The organism is Deinococcus rubellus, assembly GCF_025244745.1.
GTDB classification, from domain to species: domain Bacteria; phylum Deinococcota; class Deinococci; order Deinococcales; family Deinococcaceae; genus Deinococcus; species Deinococcus rubellus.
Genome location: NZ_CP104213.1, coordinates 1,971,608 through 1,996,249 on the forward strand (window position 1 = coordinate 1,971,608; position 24,642 = coordinate 1,996,249).

General features: G+C 66.8%; 23 protein-coding genes. 9 read left to right on the plus strand and 14 right to left on the minus strand.

Translation table 11 applies throughout. The annotated features are described in order from the left end of the window. Positions 1-167 precede the first annotated feature (167 nt). The 7 genes from N0D28_RS10135 to N0D28_RS10165 form a co-directional block, all read right to left on the minus strand. Positions 168-986 (minus strand): hypothetical protein, encoded by an 819-nt coding sequence (locus tag N0D28_RS10135; protein ID WP_260559409.1) that lies wholly within the window; start codon positions 984-986, stop codon positions 168-170. After that, positions 983-2,542, minus strand: coding sequence for an O-antigen ligase family protein (locus tag N0D28_RS10140; protein ID WP_260559410.1), 1,560 nt, complete (start codon positions 2,540-2,542; stop codon positions 983-985). Before N0D28_RS10140 ends, N0D28_RS10135 begins: the two co-directional genes overlap by 4 nt. 34 nt (positions 2,543-2,576) lie before the next feature. After that, on the minus strand, positions 2,577-3,575 hold the full coding sequence (locus tag N0D28_RS10145) for a DUF8754 domain-containing protein (protein ID WP_260559411.1): 999 nt from the start codon (positions 3,573-3,575) through the stop codon (positions 2,577-2,579). 346 nt (positions 3,576-3,921) lie between these two features. Continuing rightward, on the minus strand, positions 3,922-4,686 hold the full coding sequence (locus N0D28_RS10150; protein WP_260559412.1) for a hypothetical protein: 765 nt from the start codon (positions 4,684-4,686) through the stop codon (positions 3,922-3,924). A 19-nt stretch (positions 4,687-4,705) separates the two neighbouring features. Then, positions 4,706-6,016 carry a Glu/Leu/Phe/Val family dehydrogenase gene (locus N0D28_RS10155; RefSeq protein ID WP_260559413.1) on the minus strand — a complete coding sequence of 437 codons (1,311 nt, stop codon included), beginning with the start codon at positions 6,014-6,016 and terminating at the stop codon, positions 4,706-4,708. 84 nt (positions 6,017-6,100) lie between these two features. Next, positions 6,101-7,348, minus strand: a complete 1,248-nt coding sequence (locus N0D28_RS10160; RefSeq protein ID WP_260559414.1) for a Glu/Leu/Phe/Val family dehydrogenase — start codon at positions 7,346-7,348, stop codon at positions 6,101-6,103. A gap of 161 nt (positions 7,349-7,509) precedes the next feature. Then, positions 7,510-8,463 carry a polyprenyl synthetase family protein gene (locus tag N0D28_RS10165; RefSeq protein ID WP_260559415.1) on the minus strand — a complete coding sequence of 318 codons (954 nt, stop codon included), beginning with the start codon at positions 8,461-8,463 and terminating at the stop codon, positions 7,510-7,512. A 175-nt stretch (positions 8,464-8,638) separates the two neighbouring features. On the opposite strand from N0D28_RS10165, the gene N0D28_RS10170 reads away from it, so the two are divergent. Beyond that, positions 8,639-10,282 carry an ABC transporter substrate-binding protein gene (locus N0D28_RS10170; protein ID WP_260559416.1) on the plus strand — a complete coding sequence of 548 codons (1,644 nt, stop codon included), beginning with the start codon at positions 8,639-8,641 and terminating at the stop codon, positions 10,280-10,282. An 85-nt stretch (positions 10,283-10,367) separates the two neighbouring features. Beyond that, complete coding sequence (locus N0D28_RS10175) at positions 10,368-11,549, plus strand: amidohydrolase (protein ID WP_260559417.1); 1,182 nt, start codon at positions 10,368-10,370, stop codon at positions 11,547-11,549. Positions 11,550-11,556: 7 nt separating this feature from the next. Here N0D28_RS10175 and N0D28_RS10180 read toward each other — a convergent pair whose 3' ends face one another. Beyond that, positions 11,557-12,519: a homoserine dehydrogenase gene (locus N0D28_RS10180; protein ID WP_260561874.1), complete on the minus strand. Its 963-nt coding sequence runs from the start codon at positions 12,517-12,519 to the stop codon at positions 11,557-11,559. 179 nt (positions 12,520-12,698) lie between these two features. Between N0D28_RS10180 and prfA the strand changes: the two genes are divergently transcribed. From prfA to N0D28_RS10200, 4 genes are all read left to right on the plus strand, one after another. Next, complete coding sequence (gene prfA, locus N0D28_RS10185) at positions 12,699-13,799, plus strand: peptide chain release factor 1 (protein WP_260559418.1); 1,101 nt, start codon at positions 12,699-12,701, stop codon at positions 13,797-13,799. A gap of 47 nt (positions 13,800-13,846) precedes the next feature. After that, positions 13,847-14,332: an NUDIX hydrolase gene (locus N0D28_RS10190; RefSeq protein WP_260559419.1), complete on the plus strand. Its 486-nt coding sequence runs from the start codon at positions 13,847-13,849 to the stop codon at positions 14,330-14,332. 343 nt (positions 14,333-14,675) lie between these two features. Beyond that, complete coding sequence (locus tag N0D28_RS10195) at positions 14,676-14,900, plus strand: hypothetical protein (protein ID WP_260559420.1); 225 nt, start codon at positions 14,676-14,678, stop codon at positions 14,898-14,900. Positions 14,901-14,928: 28 nt separating this feature from the next. Further along, positions 14,929-15,636 carry a PIG-L family deacetylase gene (locus N0D28_RS10200; RefSeq protein WP_260559421.1) on the plus strand — a complete coding sequence of 236 codons (708 nt, stop codon included), beginning with the start codon at positions 14,929-14,931 and terminating at the stop codon, positions 15,634-15,636. A gap of 18 nt (positions 15,637-15,654) precedes the next feature. On the opposite strand, the gene N0D28_RS10205 is transcribed toward N0D28_RS10200, so the two are convergent. The 3 genes from N0D28_RS10205 to N0D28_RS10215 form a co-directional block, all read right to left on the minus strand. Further along, a complete protein-coding gene (locus N0D28_RS10205) occupies positions 15,655-17,328 on the minus strand; it encodes a glycerol-3-phosphate acyltransferase (protein WP_260559422.1) in 1,674 nt (557 codons plus the stop codon). 69 nt (positions 17,329-17,397) lie between these two features. Beyond that, positions 17,398-19,386: an alpha/beta hydrolase family protein gene (locus N0D28_RS10210; RefSeq protein ID WP_260559423.1), complete on the minus strand. Its 1,989-nt coding sequence runs from the start codon at positions 19,384-19,386 to the stop codon at positions 17,398-17,400. A gap of 358 nt (positions 19,387-19,744) precedes the next feature. After that, positions 19,745-20,095: a transposase family protein gene (locus tag N0D28_RS10215; RefSeq protein ID WP_260559424.1), complete on the minus strand. Its 351-nt coding sequence runs from the start codon at positions 20,093-20,095 to the stop codon at positions 19,745-19,747. 110 nt (positions 20,096-20,205) lie between these two features. On the opposite strand from N0D28_RS10215, the gene N0D28_RS10220 reads away from it, so the two are divergent. Continuing rightward, the gene (locus N0D28_RS10220; RefSeq protein WP_260559425.1) at positions 20,206-21,381 is read left to right on the plus strand and encodes a peptidylprolyl isomerase; all 1,176 of its coding nucleotides are present in this window, start codon (positions 20,206-20,208) and stop codon (positions 21,379-21,381) included. A 31-nt stretch (positions 21,382-21,412) separates the two neighbouring features. Here N0D28_RS10220 and N0D28_RS10225 read toward each other — a convergent pair whose 3' ends face one another. The 3 genes from N0D28_RS10225 to N0D28_RS10235 form a co-directional block, all read right to left on the minus strand. Continuing rightward, positions 21,413-21,913 carry an HAD family hydrolase gene (locus N0D28_RS10225; RefSeq protein ID WP_260559426.1) on the minus strand — a complete coding sequence of 167 codons (501 nt, stop codon included), beginning with the start codon at positions 21,911-21,913 and terminating at the stop codon, positions 21,413-21,415. 61 nt (positions 21,914-21,974) lie between these two features. Next, entirely contained in the window at positions 21,975-22,667 is a 693-nt protein-coding gene (locus N0D28_RS10230; RefSeq protein ID WP_260559427.1) for an SDR family oxidoreductase, read from the minus strand. Between the two features lie 113 nt (positions 22,668-22,780). Further along, the gene (locus tag N0D28_RS10235; RefSeq protein ID WP_260559428.1) at positions 22,781-22,948 is read right to left on the minus strand and encodes a hypothetical protein; all 168 of its coding nucleotides are present in this window, start codon (positions 22,946-22,948) and stop codon (positions 22,781-22,783) included. A gap of 37 nt (positions 22,949-22,985) precedes the next feature. On the opposite strand from N0D28_RS10235, the gene N0D28_RS10240 reads away from it, so the two are divergent. Then, positions 22,986-23,222: a hypothetical protein gene (locus tag N0D28_RS10240; protein WP_260559429.1), complete on the plus strand. Its 237-nt coding sequence runs from the start codon at positions 22,986-22,988 to the stop codon at positions 23,220-23,222. A gap of 45 nt (positions 23,223-23,267) precedes the next feature. Continuing rightward, complete coding sequence (locus N0D28_RS10245; protein ID WP_260559430.1) at positions 23,268-24,638, plus strand: dipeptidase; 1,371 nt, start codon at positions 23,268-23,270, stop codon at positions 24,636-24,638. The last annotated feature ends 4 nt before the right edge of the window (positions 24,639-24,642 follow it).

Genomic DNA, 24,642 nt, shown 5'->3' on the forward strand with positions numbered 1-24,642 from the left:
TCACCAACCGGCGCTGTGCATCGTGGTAATAGGCCACCGTCAGAGAAAACAGGAAGAGACAGGCGTGGGCTTTGAAGGCTGCAAGCCCAGGTGTGAAAGGAAAACGTCAGCGAAATGGACTGGCTCTGGGATGGTTGGGGGTCCGGCTTCACCCTCAAAAATGGCCTTCAGCGAGGCGAAAACACCAACCGGGTGACAATCAGGTTCCGGTCGGCCAGGGTTTTGCCGTAGGGGTTCGTGAGGGTCATGGTGATGGGCGAGGCACCTACCTTCAGACTGACCATTTGTGGCTGCGCCTGGCTGACTGGCTGGGCCAGCACCTTGCCCGCCTGCACGATGCTGAGCTGGGGAAAAGCGTGGTTGCCTTCACGTCCCACCAGGGTGAAGGTGAGCTGGCCGGGGCCGCAGGGGACCGCCGTGAGCGCCGGGCCGCGCACCAGGGTGGCCACGTTCGCTGCCGGATACCACTTCCCCCCAGTGGCAAGTGGCACATCTATCTGAGGCACCGCCTGACAGGCCGGGCCGCTAACCCGGAAGCGCGATAAGGTCGCCACCCGGACATCTGCCAGGTAGTAGTCGTTGAAATAACCCAGGATCAAGCGGCCTGACGCCGGAACGTTCAACTTCCAGGTACGCTCCTGGGTGAAGGGCTGGGTATCAAGGACCTGGCCATCGAGGGCCGCGACCAGTCTGGGCGATTCATCACCGGCCAGCTCGCCGTGGGCAGTCATTTCCAACGTTCCCGCCAAACAGAGGTCGGCTTGCAGCCAGGAAGTGCTCTGGAAACGGTAAGTATCATTTTGCACGACGAGGTAATTCTCGCCGCCCTGATAGCCCACCTCGAATTTTGGCGGCTCGGTGCAGTGCAACGTTGAAGGCAGGGCTATCGGGAGCGACTGAGGAGACAGCCGCTGGGCCAGGGCACCCATCACACCTGCCGTGACAAGAGGCAGACCAACCAGTAGCGCCTTACTCCACAGCCTCATGGCCGCCACTCCACGGTCCAGCTCCGCTCAGCCAGAGGCACCGGGCGCAGCGTCGAGTCGCCGGGATACAGCAGCAGTTCCAGACGCTGACGTGACTGAGGGTAGAGGTCGGCAGTCAAGTTCAATACAGGTGCTTGTTGCCCACTGACAACATTAAATGGGGAGGTCAATACAAGGTAGGTGCAACTCTTGAGGCAGGTCCGCAGCTCCGTCCGGTAACGTCCAGGCGGCAAATCAAATTGAACATACACGCTGTATTTCTGGGTCGTTTTGACGGTGGTGGGCGCGATCAGGGTGGCCAGCTTGTAGGCCGGACTAGGTGGCGGCATCTTCAGGGAAGCCAACAGCGGCAGCGATAGGGCCAGCATCAAGCCCGCCGCCGCCAGGCCCGCTGGCCAGCCCAGCAGCGGCCAGCGGGCCGCCGGAACATCACCGGGCAACTGGGCCAGCACCGCTCCGACCATGACCCAGAAAACTTCAGCCACACCCGGACTCGGCACCAGCAGGGTGTTGTCGGTAGCGGTCGCCAGCAGCAGCCCTGAGAGCACCGCCACGCCCAGCGGATCGCGCACCCACACGGCGGCCACCCCCACCACACCGAGCAGGGCGAACAACCCCAGCAAGCCCAGCGGGCCGGTTTCGGCCAACTGCTGCAAGGTCACGTTGTGGGCGATCAGCCAGGGGTACCCCAGGCGGCTGATCAGGTCCGGACACGGCGCACCGGCACTGTTGTCAGGCGCAGGCCACAGCAGGCACTGCCCCCCCGGCGGCGCGAAACGTGCGCCCAGGCGGTAACTGCCCACGCCTGAGAGCGGCGCGCTCTGAATCACCGAGATGGCGTTCCACCACACCACGTCGCGCCCCGAGGTGTCGGTACTCAGCAGTCGTGTCACTGACGGGACGTCAAAGCGCTGGGCCGCGTACAAGCCACCGCCCAGCAGCCCCAGGGCCAGGAGCAGGCTGAGCGCGATCTGCCAGCGCAGCCGCACCAGGTAGCCCAGCACTGCGCCCAGACCCGCCGCTGCCAGTCCGCCCCGACTGCCCGAGAGCAGCACGATGGAGATGGCAGCCACGCCCAGCGGCACACGCCACCACCAGCGCCCCCCCGCGAACAGCGCCCACCAGAGGCCGAAGGCTCCCGTCAGTCCCAGGGTAATCGAGGTCATGTAGGGGTGGAAAAGCCGCTGCTGGGTCAGCTCCGGCGTGCCCAGACCGCTGTAGAGCAGGGCCGTGGCGTAGACCGCCGCCAGCCCGCAGGCCAGACCCCGGAGCCAGGGCGTGCCTGACAGCGCCAGCCCGGCCCCAATCAGGCCGAACATCAGCAGCGTGCGGGCCAGGGCCAGGAAACTGGCCAGCAGCGGCTCGGGGGACAGCAATGCCGGAAGTTGCTGACTGAGCGCGTAGCCGCCCAGCACCCACCACAGCGGGCGGGGCAGACGGCGAAGTTGCGGCAGAGCCAGCAGGGCCAGTGGCGACAGTACGTAGAGCGGTACCAGCACGGCCCACCAGACCCGCCAGCCCAGCGCAGGCGCGGGCCGCTGGGGAGGAGACGTCACGCCTGCACCGGGCAAGAAGCCGCTGGAGGGAGGCTCAGAACTCCGTCACCTGCGGCCTGAAGTCCATTCGCACGATCAGGTCGCGGTACTGCGCTTCGCTGAGGGCCGCGTCCGCGCCCTGATAGGCGACGAACATGGCTTCCATCACGTTGGTGGCAAAATTCCGGCTGCCGATGCGCGGCGTGGTCGTGATCAGGCGCTTGAGGCCGTGTGCCCGCGCCCACTCGCGGTCCGCCTCGGTGATGGTCTGGGTCAGGATGGTCTTGCCGGTGAGCTGATCGGGGGCGTAACGCTTGACGTAGTGGGTGTCCCCGGCGATGACCTCGGCCCAGTCGTAGTAGCGGGTGCCCACGCCCTTGACGCTCTGTTCCTGCTTCTCGCCCGTCGGGTAAAACCACTTGAACGGCAAAAAGGTCAGGACAGGCAAGATGACCCGCGCCACCTTGCGGATGCTGTTCATGGTCCGCAGCGGCACGTTCATATTCAGGCCGAACACGATGTCGCCGTAGAGGACGTCCGCTCCAGCGTCCGATAAGGCCTCGGCCATCCCGAAGCGGTCCACGCTCGACACCAGCAGGGTGCGGCAGCCTTTCCAGTGAATCAGCGGCTCAAGCTGCTCGATGGCCTCGCGCTCAAGGGTGTGCTTGAGGCCGGAGCCGTCCACCACCGGGGTCTTGAGGCCCGCCACCAGCGGCGCGATCTCGCGGAAGGTGTAGCGCTTCTCGCCTGCCACAATATAGATGTCGGTGCCGCCCAGCCCGAAGGCGTCCACCCTGCCGTCGAGCAGAAGCAGCATCTCGCGCAGCTTTTTCATGTCGCCGTCGGTACCCAGGCGCTCCAGCACGAACTTCTGGCCGAGCAGTTCGGTTTCTTCCCGGGCGTCGCGCTGGCTCGACCCGAGTGAGACGCTGACGACGTGCTTGGAGCCTGCTGGGGCCGCTTGCCAGTGTGCGAGCAGTTCGGCGGCAGTCTGGTCTTTTCTGGCTTTCTTTGTGCTGGAGTTGGCAGTCGTGGATTTGGCTTGGTCGGGCAAGAGGAAGGCTCCTTATTGGGAAGGGGTTGGGAAGAGAAGGTGAGGTCGAATAAAACCGGACTTCCCGGCATTCTAGGCCGATCGCACGGCTGAGTACGTCCTTGCTCCCGTTTCGGGCTTCCGCGTTTTGGGCGGAGCGGCTTCTTGACCAAAACAGCGCCGATGACGACGCTTGGTCGCACCTATCGGGCCTGCCCGCAAAAAGCGCTCCCTCCTTATCTTCATAAGCAGCACCTGGATAGGGCCATTCCTCCTCTTGAGGACGCCATTCCTCCACTCTCGCCAGGACGTCCTTTCTTCCTCGCTCGCTCCGCTCGGTAAAGCCAAAGCTTTAACAAGGAGATCCTTAGAGCGGTTGCTCGCCCACCTCACGGCCATACAGGCGAGCGGCCCGCAGCAATTCACGGCGCAGGCCCGCCGCCTCACGCGACAGCCGGGCGCGTACCTGCGAGAGTTCGTTGACGCTCAGGTGCGCCGTGACCTGATACTGGCCCTGGGCGTCGGGGCCGCTGGCGCTGGCGGGCACCCGGCTCAGCGCCGCGCAGAGGGCCGCCAGGAAGGCCGCCTCGTACCCGTCCACCGCCTTGAGGGTTCGCTCGGGCCGGACCAGCAGGGCAGCGCGCAGCAAGCTCAGATCGCGGGCCGAGTCGGCCAGGGTCGCGCCGGGGTGGCGGGCCACTTCCGATTCGCTGAGCTGACGACCCGCCTGCGCCTGGGCCTCGGCGCTGAGTTCGCCGTCCGCCTGGACCTGCACCCAGCCCTCGGCGCGCGAGGCCACCAATCGGCCCACGTCCAGAAAGCGCAGCACCTTTTCCCGCTCGGCCACGCTCAGGCCGGGCAGATCGGCCAGGCGGCTCAGGGCGGCGTCACGCTCTGCCGGGGTGCCGTCCAGGGCAGCCAGCAAAGTGTCGGCCTCGCGCAACATCAGGGTGTCTTCCGGGTCGCGGCCCGGCGGCAGGCCCGCTTCCAGGTCGCGCAGGGTCAGGTCCGCGCCCTCCAGCACGCGCATCAGGGCACCGCGCGCCTTGCTTTTTTCACCGCCCACCGCGCCGCGCCACAGCGAGAGCAGTTTGCGGGCGCGGTCAACGGTGTGGGGGTCAGGCGAAGTCACCGGGGCATTCTAACCGCCCTTAAGGATAAAGCCCGCGCAGCGCCCGCGCTTCGAGCACCCGCGTGCAGGCCACGATATAGGCCGCTGTGCGCAGGGTCACGCTGTGGCGCTCGGCCACGTCCCAGAGGCTATTGAAGGCTTCGCTCATGATCCTGTCCAGGCGGGCGTTGATCTCGTCCTCGGTCCAGAAGAAGCTGGAGAAGTCCTGCACCCACTCGAAATAGCTGACGGTCACGCCGCCCGCGTTGGCCAGCACGTCGGGCACCACCGTCACGCCGCGTGCACGCAGGATGTCGTCGGCGGCAGGGGTGGTTGGGCCGTTCGCGCCCTCCACGACGACGCGCGCCTGAATCTGGCCCGCATTGTCCGCCGTGATCTGCTTTTCCAGCGCGGCGGGAATGAGAATGTCGCAGGGGACTTGCCAGAACTCGGCCCCCTTGAGCGTATCGCTGCCTGCGAAGCCGGTGACGCTGCCGGTGGCCTGAAGGTGCGCCTGCACCGCGTACGGATCGAGGCCGCCCGCGCTGAAGATAGTGCCGGACACATCCTGAATGGCGACCACCCGCGCGCCGTGATCGTGAAAAATTCGAGCCGCCGCGTAGCCCACGTTGCCGAAGCCCTGCACGGCGACCTTCACGCCTTCGAGGGCCAGCCCCAGCTTGATGAGCGCCTGCGCGCCCGCCACGAACACCCCGCGCCCGGTGGCGTCGGCGCGGCCCAGCGAGCCGCCGAGCTGCACCGGCTTGCCGGTCACCACGCCCGTCGCGGTGCGGCCCACGTTCATCGAGTAGGTGTCCATCATCCAGGCCATCGTCTGCGGGTTGGTGTTCACGTCCGGCGCAGGAATGTCCTTCTCCGGCCCGATGACCAGCCCGATCTCGGTGGTGTAGCGGCGGGTCAGGCGCTCGAGTTCACCCTGCGAATAGTTGCGCGGGTCGATGCGGACGCCGCCCTTGCCGCCGCCGTAGGGCAAATTCACGGCAGCGTTCTTGATGGTCATCCAGGCAGATAAAGCCATCACCTCGCTCAGCGTCACGTCCTGGTGGAAGCGCACGCCGCCCTTGGCCGGGCCACGCGAGGTGTTGTGCTGGATCCGGTAGCCCTCGAAGTGCGCCACCGTGCCGTCGTCGAGGTGAATCGGCACGTCCACGATCAGGATGCGCTTGGGCCGCTTGAGGGTCTCGGCCCAGTAACTCAGCTTGCCGAGGTAGGGCGTGACCCGGTCCACCTGCTCCAAATAGATCTCCCAGGGGCCGAGGTTATTTTTGTCGAGGTACGAGGGAACGCCGTGCAGGGCGCGGGGCGTGGGGTCGGGCGGCAGGGTGGTCATGCAAGCTCCTTGACGGGTGGAAAATTGGGAGGGGCTGGAGGGTAAATGAGAAAAATAGTTCTGGAACCTGAACGCGGGAAGCGCTCAGGGGTACACGCCGCGCAGCACCGACGCGCCGTGAAGCCTGTTGAGGGCAATGGCGTAGGCGGCGGTTCGCAGATCGGGTGCGGCGTGCTCGCGGGCGAAGGCCATCACCTCGTCCACAGCGGCATTGACGCGCCTGTCGAGGGCCGCGAAGATCTCGTCTTCCAGCCAGAAGAAATTGCTGGCGTCCTGCACCCATTCCAGGTAGTTGGAAATCACCCCGCCGATGCTGGCGAGCAGGTCCGGCACCACCACGATGCCCTGCGCCTTGAGGTAGCGCTCGGCCTCGGGCAGCACGGCGCGGTTGCTGGCCTCGATGACAACCGGCGCGCGGATGCTGGCGGCGTTTCCGGCATAGATGCTGCCGTGGTCGTGGCCCAGCACCAGAACGTCGGCGTTGAGTGAGAGGGCTTCCTCGGTGTCCAGGGCGGTGCCGAAGCCGGTCACGCTGCCCGAGGCTTCGCGGTGGGCATGCAGGGCCGCCAGATCGAGGCCCGACGAGGCGTAGGCTGCCCCGCCCGCATCGGCCACCCCAATGATCCGCGCGCCCCTGGCCGCCAGGTATTCCGCCGCCGCCCGCCCCGCGTCGCCGTAGCCGTGAACGACCACGCTGCGGTTTTCCAGCGTCTCGCCCCGGTCTTCCAGCACCCGTGCGGTGACGATGGCCGCCCCGCGTCCGCGCGCGCCCTTGCTGCCCAGCGAGCCGCCCAGCGGCACGGGCTTGCCCACCACCATGCCGCTCGACGTCGTGCCCAGGTTCTCGTTGTGGGTGTCGAGCATCCAGGCCATGATCTGCTCGTCAGTACCCACGTCGGGGGCCAGCACGTCGCTCTGGTGGCCGATCAGGTCGATCAGTTCGGAGGTGTAACGGCGGGTCAGGCGCTCGAGTTCGCCCGCGCTGAGCGTCTCAGGGTCCACGTTGATGCCGCCCTTCGCCCCGCCCAGCGGCAGATCGGCCACCGCGTTCTTGAGGGTCATGATGGCGGCCAGCACCTCGCATTCGTGGCTGCTCAGGCCCTCCTTGTAGCGCACGCCGCCCATCGCCGGGCCGCGCGTGATGCTGTGAACGGTGCGGTAGCCCCGGAACATCCGGACGTGGCCGTCGTCCATTCGCAGCGGCAAGCTGAGACTGACCGTGCGTTTGGGAAACTTGAAATACGCCAGGCTCCGCTCGTCGGCGGTGGTGAAGGGCAGCGCCTGTTCGAGTTGTTCGAGTAGGCCCTGCCAGTTGAGTCCAGATGCTCGCACTTGAATCCTCCCGGCAGCTCCAGAGCACCGCGCCAACGGACCGAGAGCGGCGGCGGCACCCTGGAAGCTGCCTCGTTACGTTTCTGACCGACTGTGTTTCTGCCAGATTGTATCCAATGGGCCTGGCATTTGCAAAGCCTGAGAGGGGCCTCTGGACGGCGTTAACGCACCCGCTGGGCCTCGTGGGCAGCGTAGGCTTCCAGCCGGTCACGGTCGGGGCTGGGCGGCAACTGATGCAGCGCGGCAATCGCCAGATGGGCGCGGCGCACGATCTCGGCGCGGGTGCGCTCGTAGATGCCCTGGGCCGAGACCAGTTCGCGCACCCGCATCACGTCACCCGGCTCGGCGGCCCGGCGCTCCAGAATGCCGCGCACCTCGTCCCCGCTCTCTCCTTCCAGCAGGTACAGCACCGGCAGGGTGGCCTTGCCCTCGCGCAGATCGCCGCCCACCGGCTTGCCGATGGTGGCCTCATCGCCCATCAGATCAAGCAGGTCGTCTTGCATCTGGAAGGCCAGGCCGTACTCACGCCCGTAGGTCGAGAGCGCCGCCTCAGTTTCCGGAGGCGCGCCGCGCCGCAGGGCCGGGGCGCAGGCGGCCAGTTCGAATACCGCCGCCGTCTTGCCGTAGATGACCTGAAGGTAATTGTCGAGTGAGTAGTCGCCGTAGGCCGCCACCTGAAATTGCAGCACCTCGCCCTCGCACACGGCGCTGGCGGCCAGGCCGAAGGCGCGGGTCAGGCTCTGGGGCATGTCCGAGAGCAGCACCAGCAGGCGGCTGAGCATGAAATCCCCGCTCATCACGCTGACCACGTTGCCGAACTTGCGAAAAGCCGTCTCGCGCCCGCGACGGGTGTCGGAGTCGTCGATCAGGTCGTCGTGCAAGAGAGAGGCCGAGTGCAGCAGCTCCACGCATACCGCCAGATCAGTGTCGGCCGGGTGCGCCTCGCCGCCGCCCAGCACCTTGGAGGCCAGGGAGGTGATGGCCGGACGCACCCGCTTGCCGCCTGCTGCCACCAGATCCTCCCCGATCAGCTCGATGAACTCCACTTTCGAGCGCAGCACCTCGCGGAGTCGGGCCTCGAAGTCGGGCATCGGCACAGCGCTGGGAGCGGTCATGCCCAGCAGTATAGGGGGCACGGCGGGGACGAAACGTCCGCCCAGGGTGGGCCAGATCACGAAAGACCGTATGATGATTTTCAGCACCAATCCATTTCCACTCCCTGCCCTTTCCACTCCCTGCCCTGCGGCTTCCCCGTCCCATTCTGGTTTTGCCCATCTTTCGGAGGACACCATGTCGAAGCTTTCTCTGCCCGCCACCGACCACCGCCGCGTCCGGGCCCGATCCCGGCTGAGGCCTGCCCTGACCCTGGCCCTGCTGACCAGCCTGGCCCTCGCCGGCCCCGCCAGCGCCGCCAGCCTGGTCTACGGCATGGGCGGCGATCCGGTGTCACTCGATCCCGGTACCATCACCGACGGCAACTCGTCACTGGTGCAGTCTCTGGTCTACGACATGCTGGTGCGCTTCAAGAAAGGCACCACCACCATTACGCCGGGGCTGGCGACCCGCTGGACCGCCAACAAGGACGCCACCGAGTGGACCTTCACCCTTCGCAAGAACGTCAAGTTCAGCGACGGCACACCCTTTAACGCCGATGCGGTGGTCTACAACGTCAACCGCTGGTGGGATACGGCGGCCCCCGAGGGCGCGGCGGCCCAGGGCAAGACCTTCACGTCCTGGCAATTCATCTTCGGCGGCTTCAAGAGCGACAAGAACAGTTTCCTGAAAAGTGTGCGCGCTGACGGCCCCGACAAGGTGATCTTCACGCTGAGCCACCCCTTCGCGCCGTTTCCCGAGTCGCTGGCGACCACCTTCTTCGGCATCGCCTCGCCCGCCGCCATCAAGAAGGCCGGGGCCAAGTACGGCACGCCCGCTGCCTTGCCCGTCGGTACTGGACCGTTCGTGATGCAGTCGTGGCAGACCGGCGACCGGATCGTGCTGACGCCCAACAAGACCCACTGGGGCAAGAAGGCCAAGTACGACAGCCTGGTGCTGCGCTCCATCAAGGACCCCAGCGCCCGGCTCAACGAACTCAAAGCCGGAACCATCGACTTCACCTCCGACCTCAACCCCGATCAGCTCGGCGCGGTCAAGGCCGACCCGACCCTGACAGCGGTCATCGTGCCGTCATTCAACGTGGGCACCCTGAGCCTGAACATCCGCAATCAATACCTCAAGAACGACAAGGTGCGCCAGGCGATCAGCATGGCGATCAACAAGAAGGCCATCGTGGACGCCTTCTGGAACGGCCTGGGTGTCTCCGACGCCAGCTTCCTGCCCCCGGCGCTGGCCTGGGCCAATCCGAAGACGGTGCCCGCCGACTACACCTACGACCCGGCCGCCGCCAAGAAACTGCTGACCGAGGCAGGCTACCCCAACGGCATCAGCCTGGATCTGTGGTACATGCCGGTCAGCCGCCCGTACTTCCCGACGCCCAAGCCGATTGCCGAGGCGATGGCCGCCGACCTCGCGGGCATCGGCATCAAGGTGAACCTTAAGACCGAGGACTGGGCCAAGTACCTCGAAGACCGCAATACTGCGCCCGGCTTCGACATGTACATGATCGGCTGGACCGGGCCGTATGCCAGTCCCTACAACTTCTACAACACCTACTACGGCGAGTCCTCGCCCGCCGACACTGGCTACGCCAACCCCAAATTGTTCGAGCTGCTCAGCACGGCAGTGGGCAGCAGCTCACGCGCGGTGAGCGCCAAGGCCTACGCCCAGATCGGGCAGATCACCTACGACGCCAATATCCGGCTGCCCATCGTCCACTCGCGCCCGCTGGGGGCCGCCCGCAGCTACGTCAAGGGCTGGCTGCCCGGCCCCTCAGCGCTGACGCCGTTCGAGGACATCACCATCGAGGGCAAGAAGTAAAAGGGCGGCGGGGTGAGCATGCGTGCATTCGCCGCGCTCACCCCACCCGTCTCAATTTCTCCGATTCAGCTCAGCGAGGTTCCCCATGACCCAGACGGCCAGCACCGATCAGCCCACACCCGCCGACCTCCAGCAGGTTACCGACTGGCGACGCCACCTGCACCAGCACCCTGAGCTGTCGTTTCACGAATTCAAGACTGCCGACTTCGTGGAAGGCGAGCTGCGTAAGATGCCCAACCTCGTGCTCAGCCGCCCCACCCCGACCAGCGTGCTGGCGGTACTGAAAGGCCAGGCCGGGCCAGGGCGCACGGTACTGCTGCGCGCCGACATGGACGCCCTACCCATTCAGGAAGACACCGGACTGGAATTCGCCTCGCAGAATCCCGGCGTGATGCACGCCTGCGGGCACGACGGCCACACCGCCATGCTGCTGGGCGCGGCCAAGCTGCTCGCGGCCCGGCCCGAGACGCTCCACGGCGAGGTCAGGATGATCTTCCAGCACGCTGAGGAACTGTTTCCCGGCGGCGCGCAGCAGATCGTGGACGCGGGCGTGATGGACGGCGTGGACGTGGCCGTCGGCACCCACCTGATGAGTCCAGTACCGACCGGCGTGATCGTGCTGCGCGACGGTCCGCTGCTGGCCGCCTCCGACGCTTTCGAGATCGTGATCGAGGGACGCGGCGGCCACGCGGCCAGCCCGCACCAGACGGTGGACCCGGTGGTCATCGCCGCCCAGGTCGTGCTGGCCTTCCAGAGCATCGTCTCGCGCCACCGCGACCCGCTGGAACCCGCCGTGCTGAGCGTGACCCAGATTCACGGCGGCAGCGCCCACAACGTCATTCCGGGCAGCGTGACGCTCGGCGGCACGGTGCGCACCTTCGATGCCGCGCTGCGCGACCTGATGCCGCAGCGCATGGAGCAGCTCCTGAAGGGCATCACCGAGGGCTACGGAGCCTCGTATACCTTTAACTACCAGCGCGGCTACCGCGCCCTGCACAACGACCCGCAGACCACCGAAATTCTGCGGGAAGTGACGCGGGAGACCCTCGGGCCGGACATTCAGATCGTCGAGGGCCAGCCCAACATGGGCGGCGAGGATTTCAGCGCCTACCTGACCAGAGCGCCCGGCACCTTCATCGTGATCGGCGCGGGTGGCCCCGATGCCGCGCCGCACCACCATCCGCGCTTCACGGTGGACGAGCGCGCCCTGGAACACGGCGTGCGGCTATACGCGGCGGCGGCCAGGCGATTGACCCAGCCAGCCTGAAGGTTGCTCAGTGCAGCGGCACGTGGCCGGGGAAGCCCAGCACGCAGTCCATGATGTCACCCACCACGGCGCTGGCCGTCACCAGACCGCCCGCCCCGCCACCCGCGAAGACCAGCTCTCCGCACTCCTCGCCCTGGTAGACCATCGCGTTGCGCCCCTCGCCCGCCGTGCAGATGGGGTGGCTATCCGGCAGGCGGGTGGGAGCGACCTCGGCGCGCCAGCCGTCGCCGTCACGCTCCAGGGTGGCGACCAGCTTGATCTTCTCGCCCGCCGCTTTAGCCGCCGCGATGTCGTCCAGCGTGACCCCCTCGATGCCCGTCACCTTGACGTCCCCGTAACGGAAATCGCCGTCGGCACAGAAGCGGGCCAGCACCGCCAGTTTGTGGGCGGTGTCGAAGCCGCCGACATCCAGGGTGGGCGGCGTCTCGGCGTAGCCCAGGGCCTGCGCCTCGGCGAGCGCCTGGACGTAGGGTTTGCCGCTTTCCATCTGGCTCAGGATGTAGGCGCAGGTGCCGTTGAGCACCGCCTGAAGGCGCACGAAGCGGCTGGCCCGCAGTACCGTGCTCATCGGCCCGATGATGGGGGTTCCGGCCATCACAGCAGATTCGTAGTAGAGCTGGCCGCCCAGAGCGTACTCGCGCAGCGTGTCCCAACGCTCGGCCAGCATGGCCTTGTTGGCAGTCACGACGGGCCGCTTCGAGCGCAGCACCGGGGCCAGCAGTCCCAGCGGCCGGTCCACTCCGCCCATCAGTTCCACCACGATGCTGCACTCGCCCAGGAAGGCGGGGTCGCCCGTGAATGGTGTTCCGGCAGGCACGTCGCGGGCCTGGGTCAGGTCACGTACCAGCACGCCGCAGACCGAGAGCTGCACCCCCAGGTCGGCGAAGATGGCTTCCCGGCGCTGCAGAAGCTGCAAGACGGCCTGACCCACCGTGCCGCAGCCGAGCAGGCCGATGGTCACGGTTCGCAGCCCGGCGCGCGGGGCCTCAGGAAGGGCCGGGGCAGGCTGGGCAGACAGAAAAGCGGTCATATGGGCCAAAGTATACGGAAAGAGGGATTTGCGAAAGAAGCGCCGCGCTAGACTAAGTGCATGACTCCCGTGTTCACCGTTTGCCGCCCTCACCTGCATCACTGCCCGGCAGGCCCGCCATGCTAAGGCCCAGTCTCAGCGCCCGACTCTCGGAACTGGCCCACGAATACGACCTGACCCTGCGCCAGCTGGCCGACCCCCAGGTGCTGGCCGATTCTTCGCAACTCATCAAACTGACCCGCCGCCAGCGCGAGCTGGAACCCATCACCTCGCTCTACGCCGAGGACCTGGCCCTGGAACGAAGCGAGGCGCAGGCCCGCGAGCTGCTGGCCGACCCCGAGATGCGCGAACTGGCCGAGGCCGAGTTGAGAGAGAGCCGGGCGCGCCGCAGCGCCGTTGCCGACGAGCTGGAAGTGCTGCTGCTCCCCACCGACCCCGACGACGCCAAGGACGTGATTCTGGAGATCCGGGCCGGGGCGGGCGGTGACGAGGCGGGGCTGTTTGCCGCCGACCTGCTGCGCCTGTACGAGCGCTACCTTTCTGAGCGCGGCTTCAAGCTCAGCATTCTCGATGAGAGCACCAGCAGCCTGGGCGGGTTTTCCAAGGTGATGGCCGAGGTGAGCGGCAGTTATGCCTACCGCACCCTCAAGTTCGAGCGCGGCGTGCACAGGGTGCAGCGCATTCCCACCACCGAGACGCAGGGCCGCATTCACACCAGCACCGTGACGGTGGCGGTGCTGCCAGTGGCCGAGCCGAGCGACGTGCAACTCGACCTCTCAGACGTGCGCATCGACGTGTACCGCTCGCAGGGCGCAGGCGGACAGAGCGTCAACACCACCGACTCGGCGGTGCGGGCCGTCTACAAGGGCGGCACACCCGACGAGATCATGGTGGTCTGCCAGGAAACCCGGTCGCAGATCAAGAACCGCGAGAAGGCGCTGGACGTGCTGCGAACCCGCCTGGCCGAGCGCGAGCGCGAAACCTTCGAGGCCAGCCGCAGCGAGAGCCGCGCCGCCCAGGTGGGCAGCGGTGACCGCAGCGAGAAGGTCCGCACCTACAACTACCCACAAAACCGGGTCACCGACCACCGTCTCAGCGGTGAGGACAAGAATTTCGCCCTCGACAGCGTGATGAACGGCTCGCTTGGCGGTGTTCTGGACGCCCTGACCCGGCTTGAGCGCGAGGCGCTGCTGGCCAGCATGACCGATGGCGCGGCTTAAGCTTCGCGCTGCCCGTCTCCCCTTCCTCCAGCTTCCGCAGGTGACGCATGCCCCGGCGTGACTTGCTGGTGACGGCGGCCATCCTGCGTGACGCGCACGGGCGGGTGCTGCTGGTGGGCAACGACTGGCAGGGACAGGGCCGGGTGCGCTACACCCTGCCGGGCGGCATGGTCGAACCCGGCGAGACGGCCCCCGAAGCGGTCTACCGCGAAATCTATGAGGAGACCGGCCTCAAACTGACCAGCATCCGGCACATGGCCTACACCGTGCATATCGAGGACGCCCGGCGCAGCGAGCGGGCCATCGCCATCGTGTTCGACGCCACCTGGGAGGGGCTGCTCAACCCCGACGACCCCGACGGCCTGATCGTGGAAGCCCGCTTTTACACGCCCGAGGAAGCGCTCGCCAAGCTCGACAGCCCGCCGATGCGCGAGCCGCTGACTGATTACCTCAATACTGGCCAGCCGGGGCGCTTCTACGCTTTTCAAGGGTGGGACGGGCGCGGCGGGCTGAGGATTCCAGCCTTGAAGTAAAGTTGAGCAGGCCTTGAGATGGCGGGATTTCTTCCTCCCTAACTGAGCGGAGCCTGGCAGCGTGGGCCCATGAACCCTGTGCACTCGCTGCGGGCCAGTCCACTGTTCACCGACCCCCGCACAGCTCCGCTGTGGCGGCTGCGGCTGGGCTACAACTGGCTCACGTCCAGTATCGAGAAATTCGGTGATTCGGCCTGGGTGGGCGCAAACGCGGGGAAGGCCATCCGCACCTTCTTCAGCAAGGCCATTGCCAGCGCTCAGGGACCAGATACCACCGTGACCGGCTGGTGCCCAGCCCAGCGCGGGCCTGCTCACCTACCTGATTCCGGTGGCCGAGGTGACGGTGGGCACGCTCCTGATTCTTGGCCTGCTCACTGGGCTGGCCGCGCTCATCGGGGCGCTGCTCAACCTGAACTTTCTGCTGTCCGGGTCGCTGGGTCTCAATCCGCTGATGCTGACGCTCAGCCTCCTGATTTTTGCAGCGGCTGCGGTGGCCGGATGGTGGGGACTGGACGGCTGGCTGTGGGTGCGCCGGGTCAGGCTTCCAGCGCCGGAACACGCTTCCTGAACACCACTCCGGCGCTACCTTGGGTGGCATGTACACGACCTACGGCATACCCAAACCTCTTACCTGGCTGGTGCTGGCCCCCCACCCCGACGACGCCGAGATCGGCGCGGGCGGCACGCTGGCGAGGCTCGCGCGCGGCGGGCATCCGGTGGGCATTCTGGAACTCACGCGCGGCGAGGGCGGCACCCAGGGCGACCCCGAAATCCGTGAGGCCGAGTGCGTGGAAGCCGCCCGATTGCTGGGGCTGGCCTGGCGTGGTCAGCTCGGCTTGCCCGACGGCGGTCTGATGGAGACGCCCGAACAGGCCCGCGCCCTGGCGATTGCCCTGCGACTGGTGCGTCCGCGTGTGCTGGCGGTGCCGCATCACCGTGACCGCCATCCCGACCACTTCGGGGCCTACCACCTCGCCAAGCGGGCGGTGCATCTGGCCGCGCTGGCCCGCGCCGACGTGCCGGGCACCCCCTGGCGCATCTCGCGGCTGCTGATGTACCAGGGCAACGCCGATATCGCCGCCAACATCCTGGTGGACGTGGAGGCCGAGCTGCCCACCTGGGAAGCAGCCGTGAGGGCACACGTCAGTCAGTTCACCGGGGCCGCCATCAGCGAGACGGTCACGCCGGAGATTGTGGAGCGGCGTAAGGCCCGGATGATGTACTGGGGCACCCTGGGCCGGGCGCGCTACTGTGAGGCCTTCGAGAGCGAGGACCCACTGGTGCTCGACCCGGCGGGGCTGTAAAGCAGCTGCCAGATCAGTTCAGTCGACCACCTCGAAGCCCAGCTTTCCCGCCTGCTCTACGAAGAAATTGATGTTCTCGGTGAGCGTCTGTGGCCCCAGACTCTTGCGCCCGTGTTCGCCGGTGGCCGTGATGATCAGGGTTTCAGCCAGGCAAGCGGGCACCGCTCCCTCGCCGAAATGCAGGTCCACGCTGGTGGTCATGCCGCCGGGCGGGCGCACCACGCCGCCGGGAATGACCCGCACCCCCGGCAGGAGCGCCACCGACTCGGCCACGTCGGCGGGGCGGCCCTCGTCGAAAATCCAGGTGCCCGGCTTGACGTGTTCGGGGAAGATGACCGGGTTGGGGTCGCTGGTGGCGGTGAAGATCAAATCAGCTTCCCGAAGGGCGGCATAGTCGGTGGTCGTGACGATCTCGGCGGTCTTGTTGGCCCGGCGCAGGGTCGCCGCACTGCGCTCCAGACGCTCAAGGTCGCGGCCCACCATGATGAGCTTGCCGACCTGCGGCGCGATGGTGCGCGCGATACCGAAGGCCACCACGCCATTTGCACCCACCACCGCCGCCGTCGCCCCCGAGAGGTCGCGGCCCTCCGAGGCGAAGTGCTTGAGGATGCCGGGAATGGCCGCCTTGATGGTGCCGGAAGTGTAGGCCCCGCCGTTGGTGACGGTGATGCCCGGCACGGCTTCCTGCACGTCCAGGCCCTTGTTGCCCACCACGCTCCAGAAGGCCCCCAGCCCGAACACCTCCGCGCCGAGTTCCTGGGCCAGCCGCGCGCCCTCGATGGCCCGCCGGGTCGCCAGCTCAGGGTCGTCACGGAACACCTCGGGCAGCAGCGGGCTGCTGAGCAGGTAAGCCCGGATGCGCTTGCCGTCGTTGGTCTTGATGCCGTGGAGTTCACCCACCTTCATGGGCCGCAGGCTGCTGGCGACGTTGCGGACAGTGGCCTCGCTCAGCACGCCGCGCTCGACCAGCGGGCGCATCCAGGCGAAGCGGCGGGTCTGCCAGAAGTCCTCCAGGGTCAGCGGGTGGATCATGAAGGCGGCCAGCACCTCGTCGTCGCGCTTGCCCACCATCGGCACATCGTCGCCCAGGCGCGGCTCGGTACCGTCGAGGATGCGGCCCAGGTTCTCTTTGAAGCGCCACAGCGCCGAGAGCAGCAGCGCCAGCGCCCCCAGCTTGGCCTGAATCTCCAGCGGCGAAAGGCCGATCAGGACAGCGAATACGACCAGGCCTGCCACCGTCGCCAGGCTGACGTAGCCGCCGAAGCCCAGCACGGCGGCGTAGACGATCAGCGGCGGTACGGTCAGCCACAGGCTGAGTTGCCCCGCCACGCTGAGCGCCGCGAACACGCCCAGCAGCACCAGGTTGCCCCGGCCACGTGGCGGCATCTGCCCGAAGAGTTGGCGGGGCGGGTTAAGGTGGCCCAGGTAGGCCGCCAACCCCGCCAGCACGCACAGCTCCGGCTGGCCCAGCGAGGAGGCGATCAGCACCGCCACGAAGCCCTTGGCCGCGTCCAGCCCTGCACTGCCCAGCGCCGCGCCCAGCCCAACCCGCCGCACCACATTTTCCACGCCCAGGTTGTAGGCGTTGTGCAGGCGCGACTCGAAGCCGCGCCGAGAAAGCAGCCAGTGACCCAGCGGCAAGCTGCCGATCAGGTAGGCGAGGGCCAGCAGCAGGAACGATAGAAACAGCATGCGGGCATTCTAGGCGAGGCGGGGCGGCAGTATTGGGGCGCTCAGCCCCGGTCAATCCACCCTAGTCAATCAGCCCTGGCCGAGCTGCTCCTGCATCTGGTCGCTCACCTTCTCACCGGACGGCAGCAAAACCCCATCCAACCAGTCCAGGTACTCATTCAGCCGGGCGGCCCGGCGGTCCGGGCGTCCAGCGCGGCTGAGTTCGTGGTCCTCGTCGGGGAAGCGCACGAAGCGCACCGGGGTGCCGTGCAGTTTGAGGGCCACGAACCACTGCTCGGCCTGCTCGATGGGGCAGCGGTGGTCGAGGACGCTGTGCACGATCAGGGTCGGCGTCTTGACGTTCTCCACGTACCTCAGTGGACTCATGGCCCACAATTTGTCCAGGTCGGCGCTGCGGTGGAAGTTGCCGCCGAGTTCGTCGTCCCAGAAACGCATGCCGATGTCGGAGGTGCCGCCGAACGAGATCAGGTTACAGATGCTTCGGTCGGTGACGGCCACCTGAAAGCGGTTCGTGTGCGAGGTGAGCCAGTTGGTCATGTAGCCGCCGTAGCTGCCGCCCATCACTCCGATGCGGTTGCGGTCGAGCGGCAGGCGGTCCAGGCAAATGTCGAAGAAGTTGAGCAGGTCCTCGACGTCCACGCTGCCCCAGCGCCCGAAGATGTCGGACGACCAGGCCTGACCGTAGCCCACCGAGCCGCGCGGGTTGCTGTAACAGACGGCGTAGCCCCGTGCCGCGAGGAGCTGGAACTCGTGCATGAAACCGTGCCCATAGGTGGCGTGCGGGCCGCCGTGAATGCTCAGCAGGGCGGGCGGCGAGGGCTCCGAACTGGCGGGCCGCAGCACCCAGCCCTCGCCCTCGCCGAGTTCGTTCTGGAAGGTAAGGCGCTCCGGCGGGCTGAGGACGAAGTCGGGCGCGGGGCACTCGCTCACCTGAACGCCGTTGAGCATCACCTGCGGTACCTTGGCGGCACTCTCGGACAGCCAGGCGGCCCCCTGGGCATTCGCGCCGAAGGCGGCCACCACGCGGGCCGGGTCGAAGGTGTGCGGCTCTACCGTCCCGTCAAGGTCGGCCACGAACACCCCGCTCGCGCCGCCCACCGTCGCCAGGAAGGCCAGCCGGGTGCTGCTGAGCCAGCAGGGCCGGTTCGGAAAGGCTCCCACATGTAGATCGCCCGACACGCTGCTTCCCGCCGGGAAGTCGTGGGTATCCAGGCGATGAACCTCTGCCCCCTTGCCGAACAGATACAGGTGCGGATCGGTGTCGTTGCGCTCGGTGTGTCTGCGGGACTGGGCGGCGAAGCGCACCCCGTCCGGGTGCGGGGCGAGCTGCGAGATCGGCGCGGCCCAATCGGTGAGCTGGCTCGCTGAGCCGCCCAGCCGCAGGTCATAGGCCTCCTGCTGCCACAGCGCGCCCGCCACCTCGTCAAGGCTACTGACATACAGCACGCCGCGCGAGTCGGGCCACCAGGCAAACTCGGTGATCGGCTGCGGCGGCCTCAGCCAGGGCGTGATCTCGCCGCTGGCCACGTCGCAGCGCCACAGCACGGTGGGCACGTCCGGCAGAAAATCGGCCCCGTTGGCGCGGTACTTCAGCCGGGTCACGACGCGGGCGGCTCCACGCTCAGAACCGGGGTCAGCCTCGCCCTCGGGAGCCAGAAATGCCAGGAAGCACCCGTCGGGACTCCACTGCGCCGCCGAAACGCCCTGCGGGAACTGCGCCGCCGTGCTCAGGGCACGGGCCTCGCCGCCGTTCACGGGGATGTGGTAAAGCTGCGGCTTCCCGGCCCGGTCCGAGACAAAAGCCAGCGACTGGCCGTCCGGTGACCAGCGCGGTGCAGTGTCACGGCCCGTTCCGGCAGTCAGCAGACGCGGCCCGGTCGCGTCCGCCAGCACGATCTGGCTGCGGTAACGGGGCTTGGGCCAGGCAGCGTCCACCTTCGCCAAGTTGTCCTCCTCCACCCGGCCCAACACGTAGGCCACCGACTGCCCGTCCGGCGAGAGCTGCGGATCGGAGGGAAACTCAAGGCCGAAAAGACTGTCGGGTGAGGCAGGATTCATACCCAGGGTTATACCGCCTGAAGCTGTCGCTCAGACCTGAATACACCGACCCCCACCTTTCATCTGGACTTGAGGGTTTGTACCCGGCGCGGCGCAGGACCGGTGTGGTCGAAGATGCAGGGCCAGCGCAAAGTCAGGAGATTGAGCAGGGAGGGTCGAGTGCAGCTTTGAAGCGTTTGGTCTGAAGATTGCCGGTTTCAGCACCGGGTCAGCGCAAAAGAACCAGGGCAAAGTGGCACAAAGACACCCAGTTTTGGCGAGCGGCCACAGCTTTTTTGATTTTGGAGGCGTCGTCATGGAAGACGAGGTCCAGACGCCAATGCCGTCCAGTCTCTATGCCCCAATGCAAGTGATTTTATTAGCTTTCTCCGGGACACCCGCCAGCGTTGTGCTGCACGCTGTACACTCCCACGGTATAGAGCGCCAGCAAGGGCAATGGTGCAGGCCAGTCGAGGAAGATCCGTTGCCAGGCGGCAGGACTCAGAATCACAAAAATCCGTTCGAAGGTGTCCTGGCTGGGAATGCCGTGCTTGGGCGGAAAAGCCCTTCGGAGCCACCCGAGCCGGTTAATCCCAAAGGTGTGCATCAGCAAGTACGTCTTCGTCCCACAGATAATGACCAGCACGCTGATCACGGTGATGTCCGCCAGCCGATGTCGGACCCCGCGTGGACCGTGTGGGTCGTCCAACTGCTCGAGAGGCTCCATCATGGCAGGCAGGTCCAGGTCAATCCCGTGAGGTGGGCACGTCCACGTAGCTGACCGATTCGACTTTGCGGTTTCCCTGGCACGCGGGCGATTTTGGACGCTAGAGTAGAGGGGTGAAACTCCACCTCCTGACGGCCCTGTTGGCCCTGACTTCGCTGGCGGCGGCCCAGACCGCTGCCCCCGCCACCACCGACCCCGTGCCCGCCCAGACGACTCCAGTCCAGACGGCCCCTGCTCCGGCAGACCCCGCTGCGCCAGCGAGTGACACGGCGGCCCCGGCCAGTGACACGGCGGCCCCGGCCAGTGATAAGTCCATGCCGGAAGCCGACCCCACCACTGTCATCGCCTCGGTGGGCGGCACCAACTACACCCTGGCCGAGTTCGATCGGTCCTTCCGGATGGCGGTGGCCCGCAGCGCCAACGCCCAGGGCATGCCCTACAGCAACGACATGGAAGCGGGATTCGCCCAGTACCGCCCGCAGTTCCTGAATACCTTCGCGCGCCAGCAGGCCGTGTTGCAGCTGGCCGAGAAGGGCCAGTACACCAGTGACGACGCCGCCATCGACACCCAGCTCAAGGCGGACCGGGGCCAGTTCCAGAGCGACGAGGAATTTATCGCCGCGCTTCAGGGCAGCGGCTTTGCCGACGAGGCCGACTACCGCCTGTCGCTGCAAGAGCAGCAGATCACCAGCGCCTACCTCAAGGCCCTGTCCACCCGCTTCAAATTCAGTGACGCCGTCGTGGCCGGGTTCTACAGCCTCAACAAGGCCAGCTTCACCCGTCAGGCCCAGGCCTGCGTCAAGCACATCCTGGTGCCCACCGAGGCCGAGGCCACCCAGATCGTCAAGGACCTGGCAGCGGGCGGCGATTTCGCGGCGATTGCCAAGGCGAAGTCCAAGGACCCCGGCAGCGCCGAGAAGGGCGGCGATCTCGGCTGCCTCGCGCCCGGCGACACCGTGCCGGAGTTCGACAAGGCCAGCTTCGAGGGACCGCTGAATCAGGTCCAGACGGTCAAGTCCCAGTTCGGCTACCACGTGCTGGTCGTGACCAAGCGCACCGACGCGGGCCTCGCCCCACTGAGCGAGGTGGCCCCCCAGATCCGCGACCAGCTCGCCGCCGAGGCTGCCCAGAAGTATGTAGACGCCCAGATCAAGCGCCTGAACCTGACGGTCTACGCAGATCGCCTGCCCGCCGCGCCTGCCCCGGCCCCGCAGGACAACAGCACGCCTGCCCCTGCCGATGGTGCCCCGACGGACGCGGCACCCACCGACGCGCCCCCCGCTCCCTGAGTCGCACCCGACCCGCGCCGCCCACCTCCAGTCAGGTGGGCGGTTTTTTGTATGGCTCCGGATCGGTAGCCGGAGACACCAGCCGCAGCACATCGGCCAGACCGCGCAGAACGAAGTCGGGGCGCACATCCGGCGGCAGTGGACGGCCAGTAGGCAGGTAAGCCGCCCGCATCCCTGCCGCCTGCGGCCCAGCGATATCGTTGGCGGGTGAGTCGCCAACAAACAGCGTCGCCGGAGCCGAGACGTCCAGCCGCTCCAGCGCCAGATCGTAAATGCGCGGATCGGGCTTGGCGATTCCGGCGGCCTCGCTGATGATCAAGTCGTCGATCAGCGGCAGCAGGCCGAGGCGCTCTGTCACCGCAGACTGCATCTCAATGCGGCCATTGGTCAGCACCGAGAGCCGGAGACCGCGCCGCCGCCGCTCAGCCAACACTTCGTGGGCATCGGCCATCAATTTGACGGCGGGCAGTTTATGACGCCTGAAATCGGCGAACAGGGCATCAGACGTGTGCGGGAGCCGGTACTCGGCCACCAGTGCCGCGAAGACGTCCTCTCTTACGCCGGTCGCCGAAATCGTCCAGCTTTGAATCCCATCAGACGCCGGAGCGCAAAGTCAAGTCGAGAATCTGCGCGTCGCGGGGCGTGTCGAGCACGAAGCGCACCGCCCCGGCCAGGGTTGAGGGTTGAATATACTTGCCAGGCTCGAAATCCGCTCCCTCCTGCCCCCGGACTTTCTCCTGCATGGCCGTGGCGGTGCGGCCCGGATACACACTGGTGACGCGCACGCCCGATGCGCCCTCCTCAGCCCGCAGAGCGTCAGCCAGCGCGCGCAGGGCGAACTTGCTGGCGGCGTAGCTGCTCCACCCGGCACTGGCCGACAGGCCCGCCCCGGAGTTGATAAACACCACGCATCCGCGACTTTGCCTCAGCCCTGGCAGCAGCAAGCGGGTCAGTTCGGCGGGGGCCACCACGTTGACGGCGAGCGTCTGCGTCCAGACCTCGTGGGACTGCTCAGCCACCGGACCGAGTTCGACGGTTCCGGCATTGTGAATCAGATTGGTCAGTGGCCGTAAGCCTTCAAGTGCGGCTGCGAAGGTCTCGGGGCGGGTCAGATCGAGAACCAGTGGGCAGGCATCGGGCAACCCGTCACAGAGGATGTCCAGCCTGGCTCTGTCGCGGCCCTGCAAGATCAGGCGGTGGTCACGGCAGGCTTCAGCCAGCGCCTTGCCGATACCACCAGTGGCTCCGGTGATCAGGGTGAAGGGCGGATCAATCTCAGAAGTCATGGGGCAGTGTAACCAGCCGGGAAGCAAAGAACCGCTCCTGAAACTGGCCAGTGCTCCAGAGTTTTGCCCCGGTCCAGACGTTACAAGACCACACCACGATCAGTTTTTCCTCGCTATTGTCGCTGCACAGCATGACCGTCGCCACCCAGCGTGCCGGTCAGCTCGCCGGAGTTGACCGGGTACATATCAAGTCGGGCCAGCGCGGATGGACGCTGCTGGGCGGGCAGTCCACGACGGTTCGCACCGTTCTGACTGAGGTAAGACGTGCGGTCAGGGTACATGATAGGAGCGGTAGCGCGGCTAGACTGGCCTCCACCTATGGGCCTCGCGGACGATCCCTTCAACTATCAGCCGACCAGAGACGGACTGCTGCGGATTTCGCGCGGCGCGAAAGTGGTCATGACGCTGGGCGGCCAGCGGGCCGGGAAGCTGCTGGGGGCGCTTCAGGCCGCCGCCAACGAAGACGCCCGGCAACATCTGCTGGCCCGTGCCACCGGGAATTATCGGCGCGGCAATGAACGGACGGCGAAGCCGAAGGCCACACAGCGGCGCTGAGCCTCTCCCCTGCTTATGTGGGCGGCCCGGCGTAGAATCGCGAGCATGAGCCAACTTCAGAATCTGTCCCTGACCGACGCCGACCAAGCCAGCGCCAACGCCGAACTGTTCGACCTGCTCAGGATTCCCAGCGTCAGCGCCGACCCCTCGCACGCGCCCGACATGCGCCGCGCCGCCGACTTCTTGCAGGCCAAACTGGCGTCGCTGGGCTTCACCGCCCGCGTGGAGGCCACCGCCGGGCACCCGGTGGTCTACGCCGAGCGCCTGAGCGACCCGGCCCGGCCCACCGTGCTGATCTACGGCCACTACGATGTGCAGCCTGAGGCCCCGCTCGAAGAGTGGCTGACCCCGCCCTTCGAGCCGACCGTGCGGGAGGGCCGCATCTACGCGCGCGGCTCCACCGACGACAAGGGGCAGGCCTACGCCCACCTGCGCGGCGCGGAGCTGCTGCTCAAGTCGGGCGAATTGCCGCTCAACGTCAAGTTTCTACTGGAAGGCGAGGAGGAGGTCGGCAGCAAAAATCTGGAGCCGTATCTACGTGAGCATGCCGATCAGCTTAAGTGCGACGTGATCGTCATTTCCGACGGCTCACGCTTCGCGCCGGACGTGCCCACCGTGACCTACGGGCTGCGCGGCCTGAGCTACGTGGAAGTGCACGTGCAGGGTGCCAACCGCGACCTTCACAGCGGCAGCTACGGCGGGTCCGCGCCCAACCCGATCAATGCCCTGTGCCAGATCATCAGCCAGCTCAAGGATGACCAGGGCCGCATTACCATTCCCGGTTTCTACGACGGCATCGACGAGATCACCCAGGAGGAGCGCGACATGTGGGCAGGGCTGCCGCACGACGACGCGGCCTTCGCCGGAAGTATCGGGGCTGCCGGGCTGCCGGGCGAGGCGGGTTACACCACCCTGGAGCGGTTGTGGGCACGTCCCACGCTGGACGTGAACGGCATCTGGGGCGGCTACCAGGGCGAGGGCAGCAAAACCGTGATCGCGGCCAAGGCCGGAGCCAAGATCAGCATGCGCCTGGTGCCGGGGCAGGATCCCGAGAACATCACCAGGCTGATTCAGGCGTACATTCCCACCCTGGCCCCCGATGGCGTCAAGGTGGAGGTCAAGGGGCTGCACGGTGGCCAGCCGGTCAAGATCGACCTGGACAACCCCTACGTGCGGGCGGCAGGCAAAGCGCTGGAACAGGTCTACGGCAAGGCCCCGGCCTTCACACGCGGCGGCGGCTCGATTCCGATTGTGGCGGCCTTCCGGGACATCCTTAAAGTCCCCGTCGTGCTGGTGGATTTCGGTCTCAACGAGGACGCCCCGCACAGCCCCAACGAGAGTTTCGCCTTGGTGGACTACCACAACGGCATTCTGACCAGCGCTTACCTGCTACAGGCGCTGGCACAGGCTGAGTGAAATT

Coding starts and splice junctions, on each gene's coding strand:
- N0D28_RS10240 (WP_260559429.1), top strand. CDS start 22,986: ATGGGCCTCGCGGACGATCCCTTCAACTATCAGCCGACCAGAGACGGA.
- N0D28_RS10135 (WP_260559409.1), bottom strand. CDS start 986: ATGAGGCTGTGGAGTAAGGCGCTACTGGTTGGTCTGCCTCTTGTCACG.
- N0D28_RS10200 (WP_260559421.1), top strand. CDS start 14,929: ATGTACACGACCTACGGCATACCCAAACCTCTTACCTGGCTGGTGCTG.
- N0D28_RS10230 (WP_260559427.1), bottom strand. CDS start 22,667: ATGACTTCTGAGATTGATCCGCCCTTCACCCTGATCACCGGAGCCACT.
- N0D28_RS10215 (WP_260559424.1), bottom strand. CDS start 20,095: ATGATGGAGCCTCTCGAGCAGTTGGACGACCCACACGGTCCACGCGGG.
- N0D28_RS10245 (WP_260559430.1), top strand. CDS start 23,268: ATGAGCCAACTTCAGAATCTGTCCCTGACCGACGCCGACCAAGCCAGC.
- N0D28_RS10155 (WP_260559413.1), bottom strand. CDS start 6,016: ATGACCACCCTGCCGCCCGACCCCACGCCCCGCGCCCTGCACGGCGTT.
- N0D28_RS10165 (WP_260559415.1), bottom strand. CDS start 8,463: ATGACCGCTCCCAGCGCTGTGCCGATGCCCGACTTCGAGGCCCGACTC.
- N0D28_RS10210 (WP_260559423.1), bottom strand. CDS start 19,386: ATGAATCCTGCCTCACCCGACAGTCTTTTCGGCCTTGAGTTTCCCTCC.
- N0D28_RS10190 (WP_260559419.1), top strand. CDS start 13,847: ATGCCCCGGCGTGACTTGCTGGTGACGGCGGCCATCCTGCGTGACGCG.
- N0D28_RS10205 (WP_260559422.1), bottom strand. CDS start 17,328: ATGCTGTTTCTATCGTTCCTGCTGCTGGCCCTCGCCTACCTGATCGGC.
- N0D28_RS10170 (WP_260559416.1), top strand. CDS start 8,639: ATGTCGAAGCTTTCTCTGCCCGCCACCGACCACCGCCGCGTCCGGGCC.
- N0D28_RS10235 (WP_260559428.1), bottom strand. CDS start 22,948: ATGTACCCTGACCGCACGTCTTACCTCAGTCAGAACGGTGCGAACCGT.
- N0D28_RS10175 (WP_260559417.1), top strand. CDS start 10,368: ATGACCCAGACGGCCAGCACCGATCAGCCCACACCCGCCGACCTCCAG.
- prfA (WP_260559418.1), top strand. CDS start 12,699: ATGCTAAGGCCCAGTCTCAGCGCCCGACTCTCGGAACTGGCCCACGAA.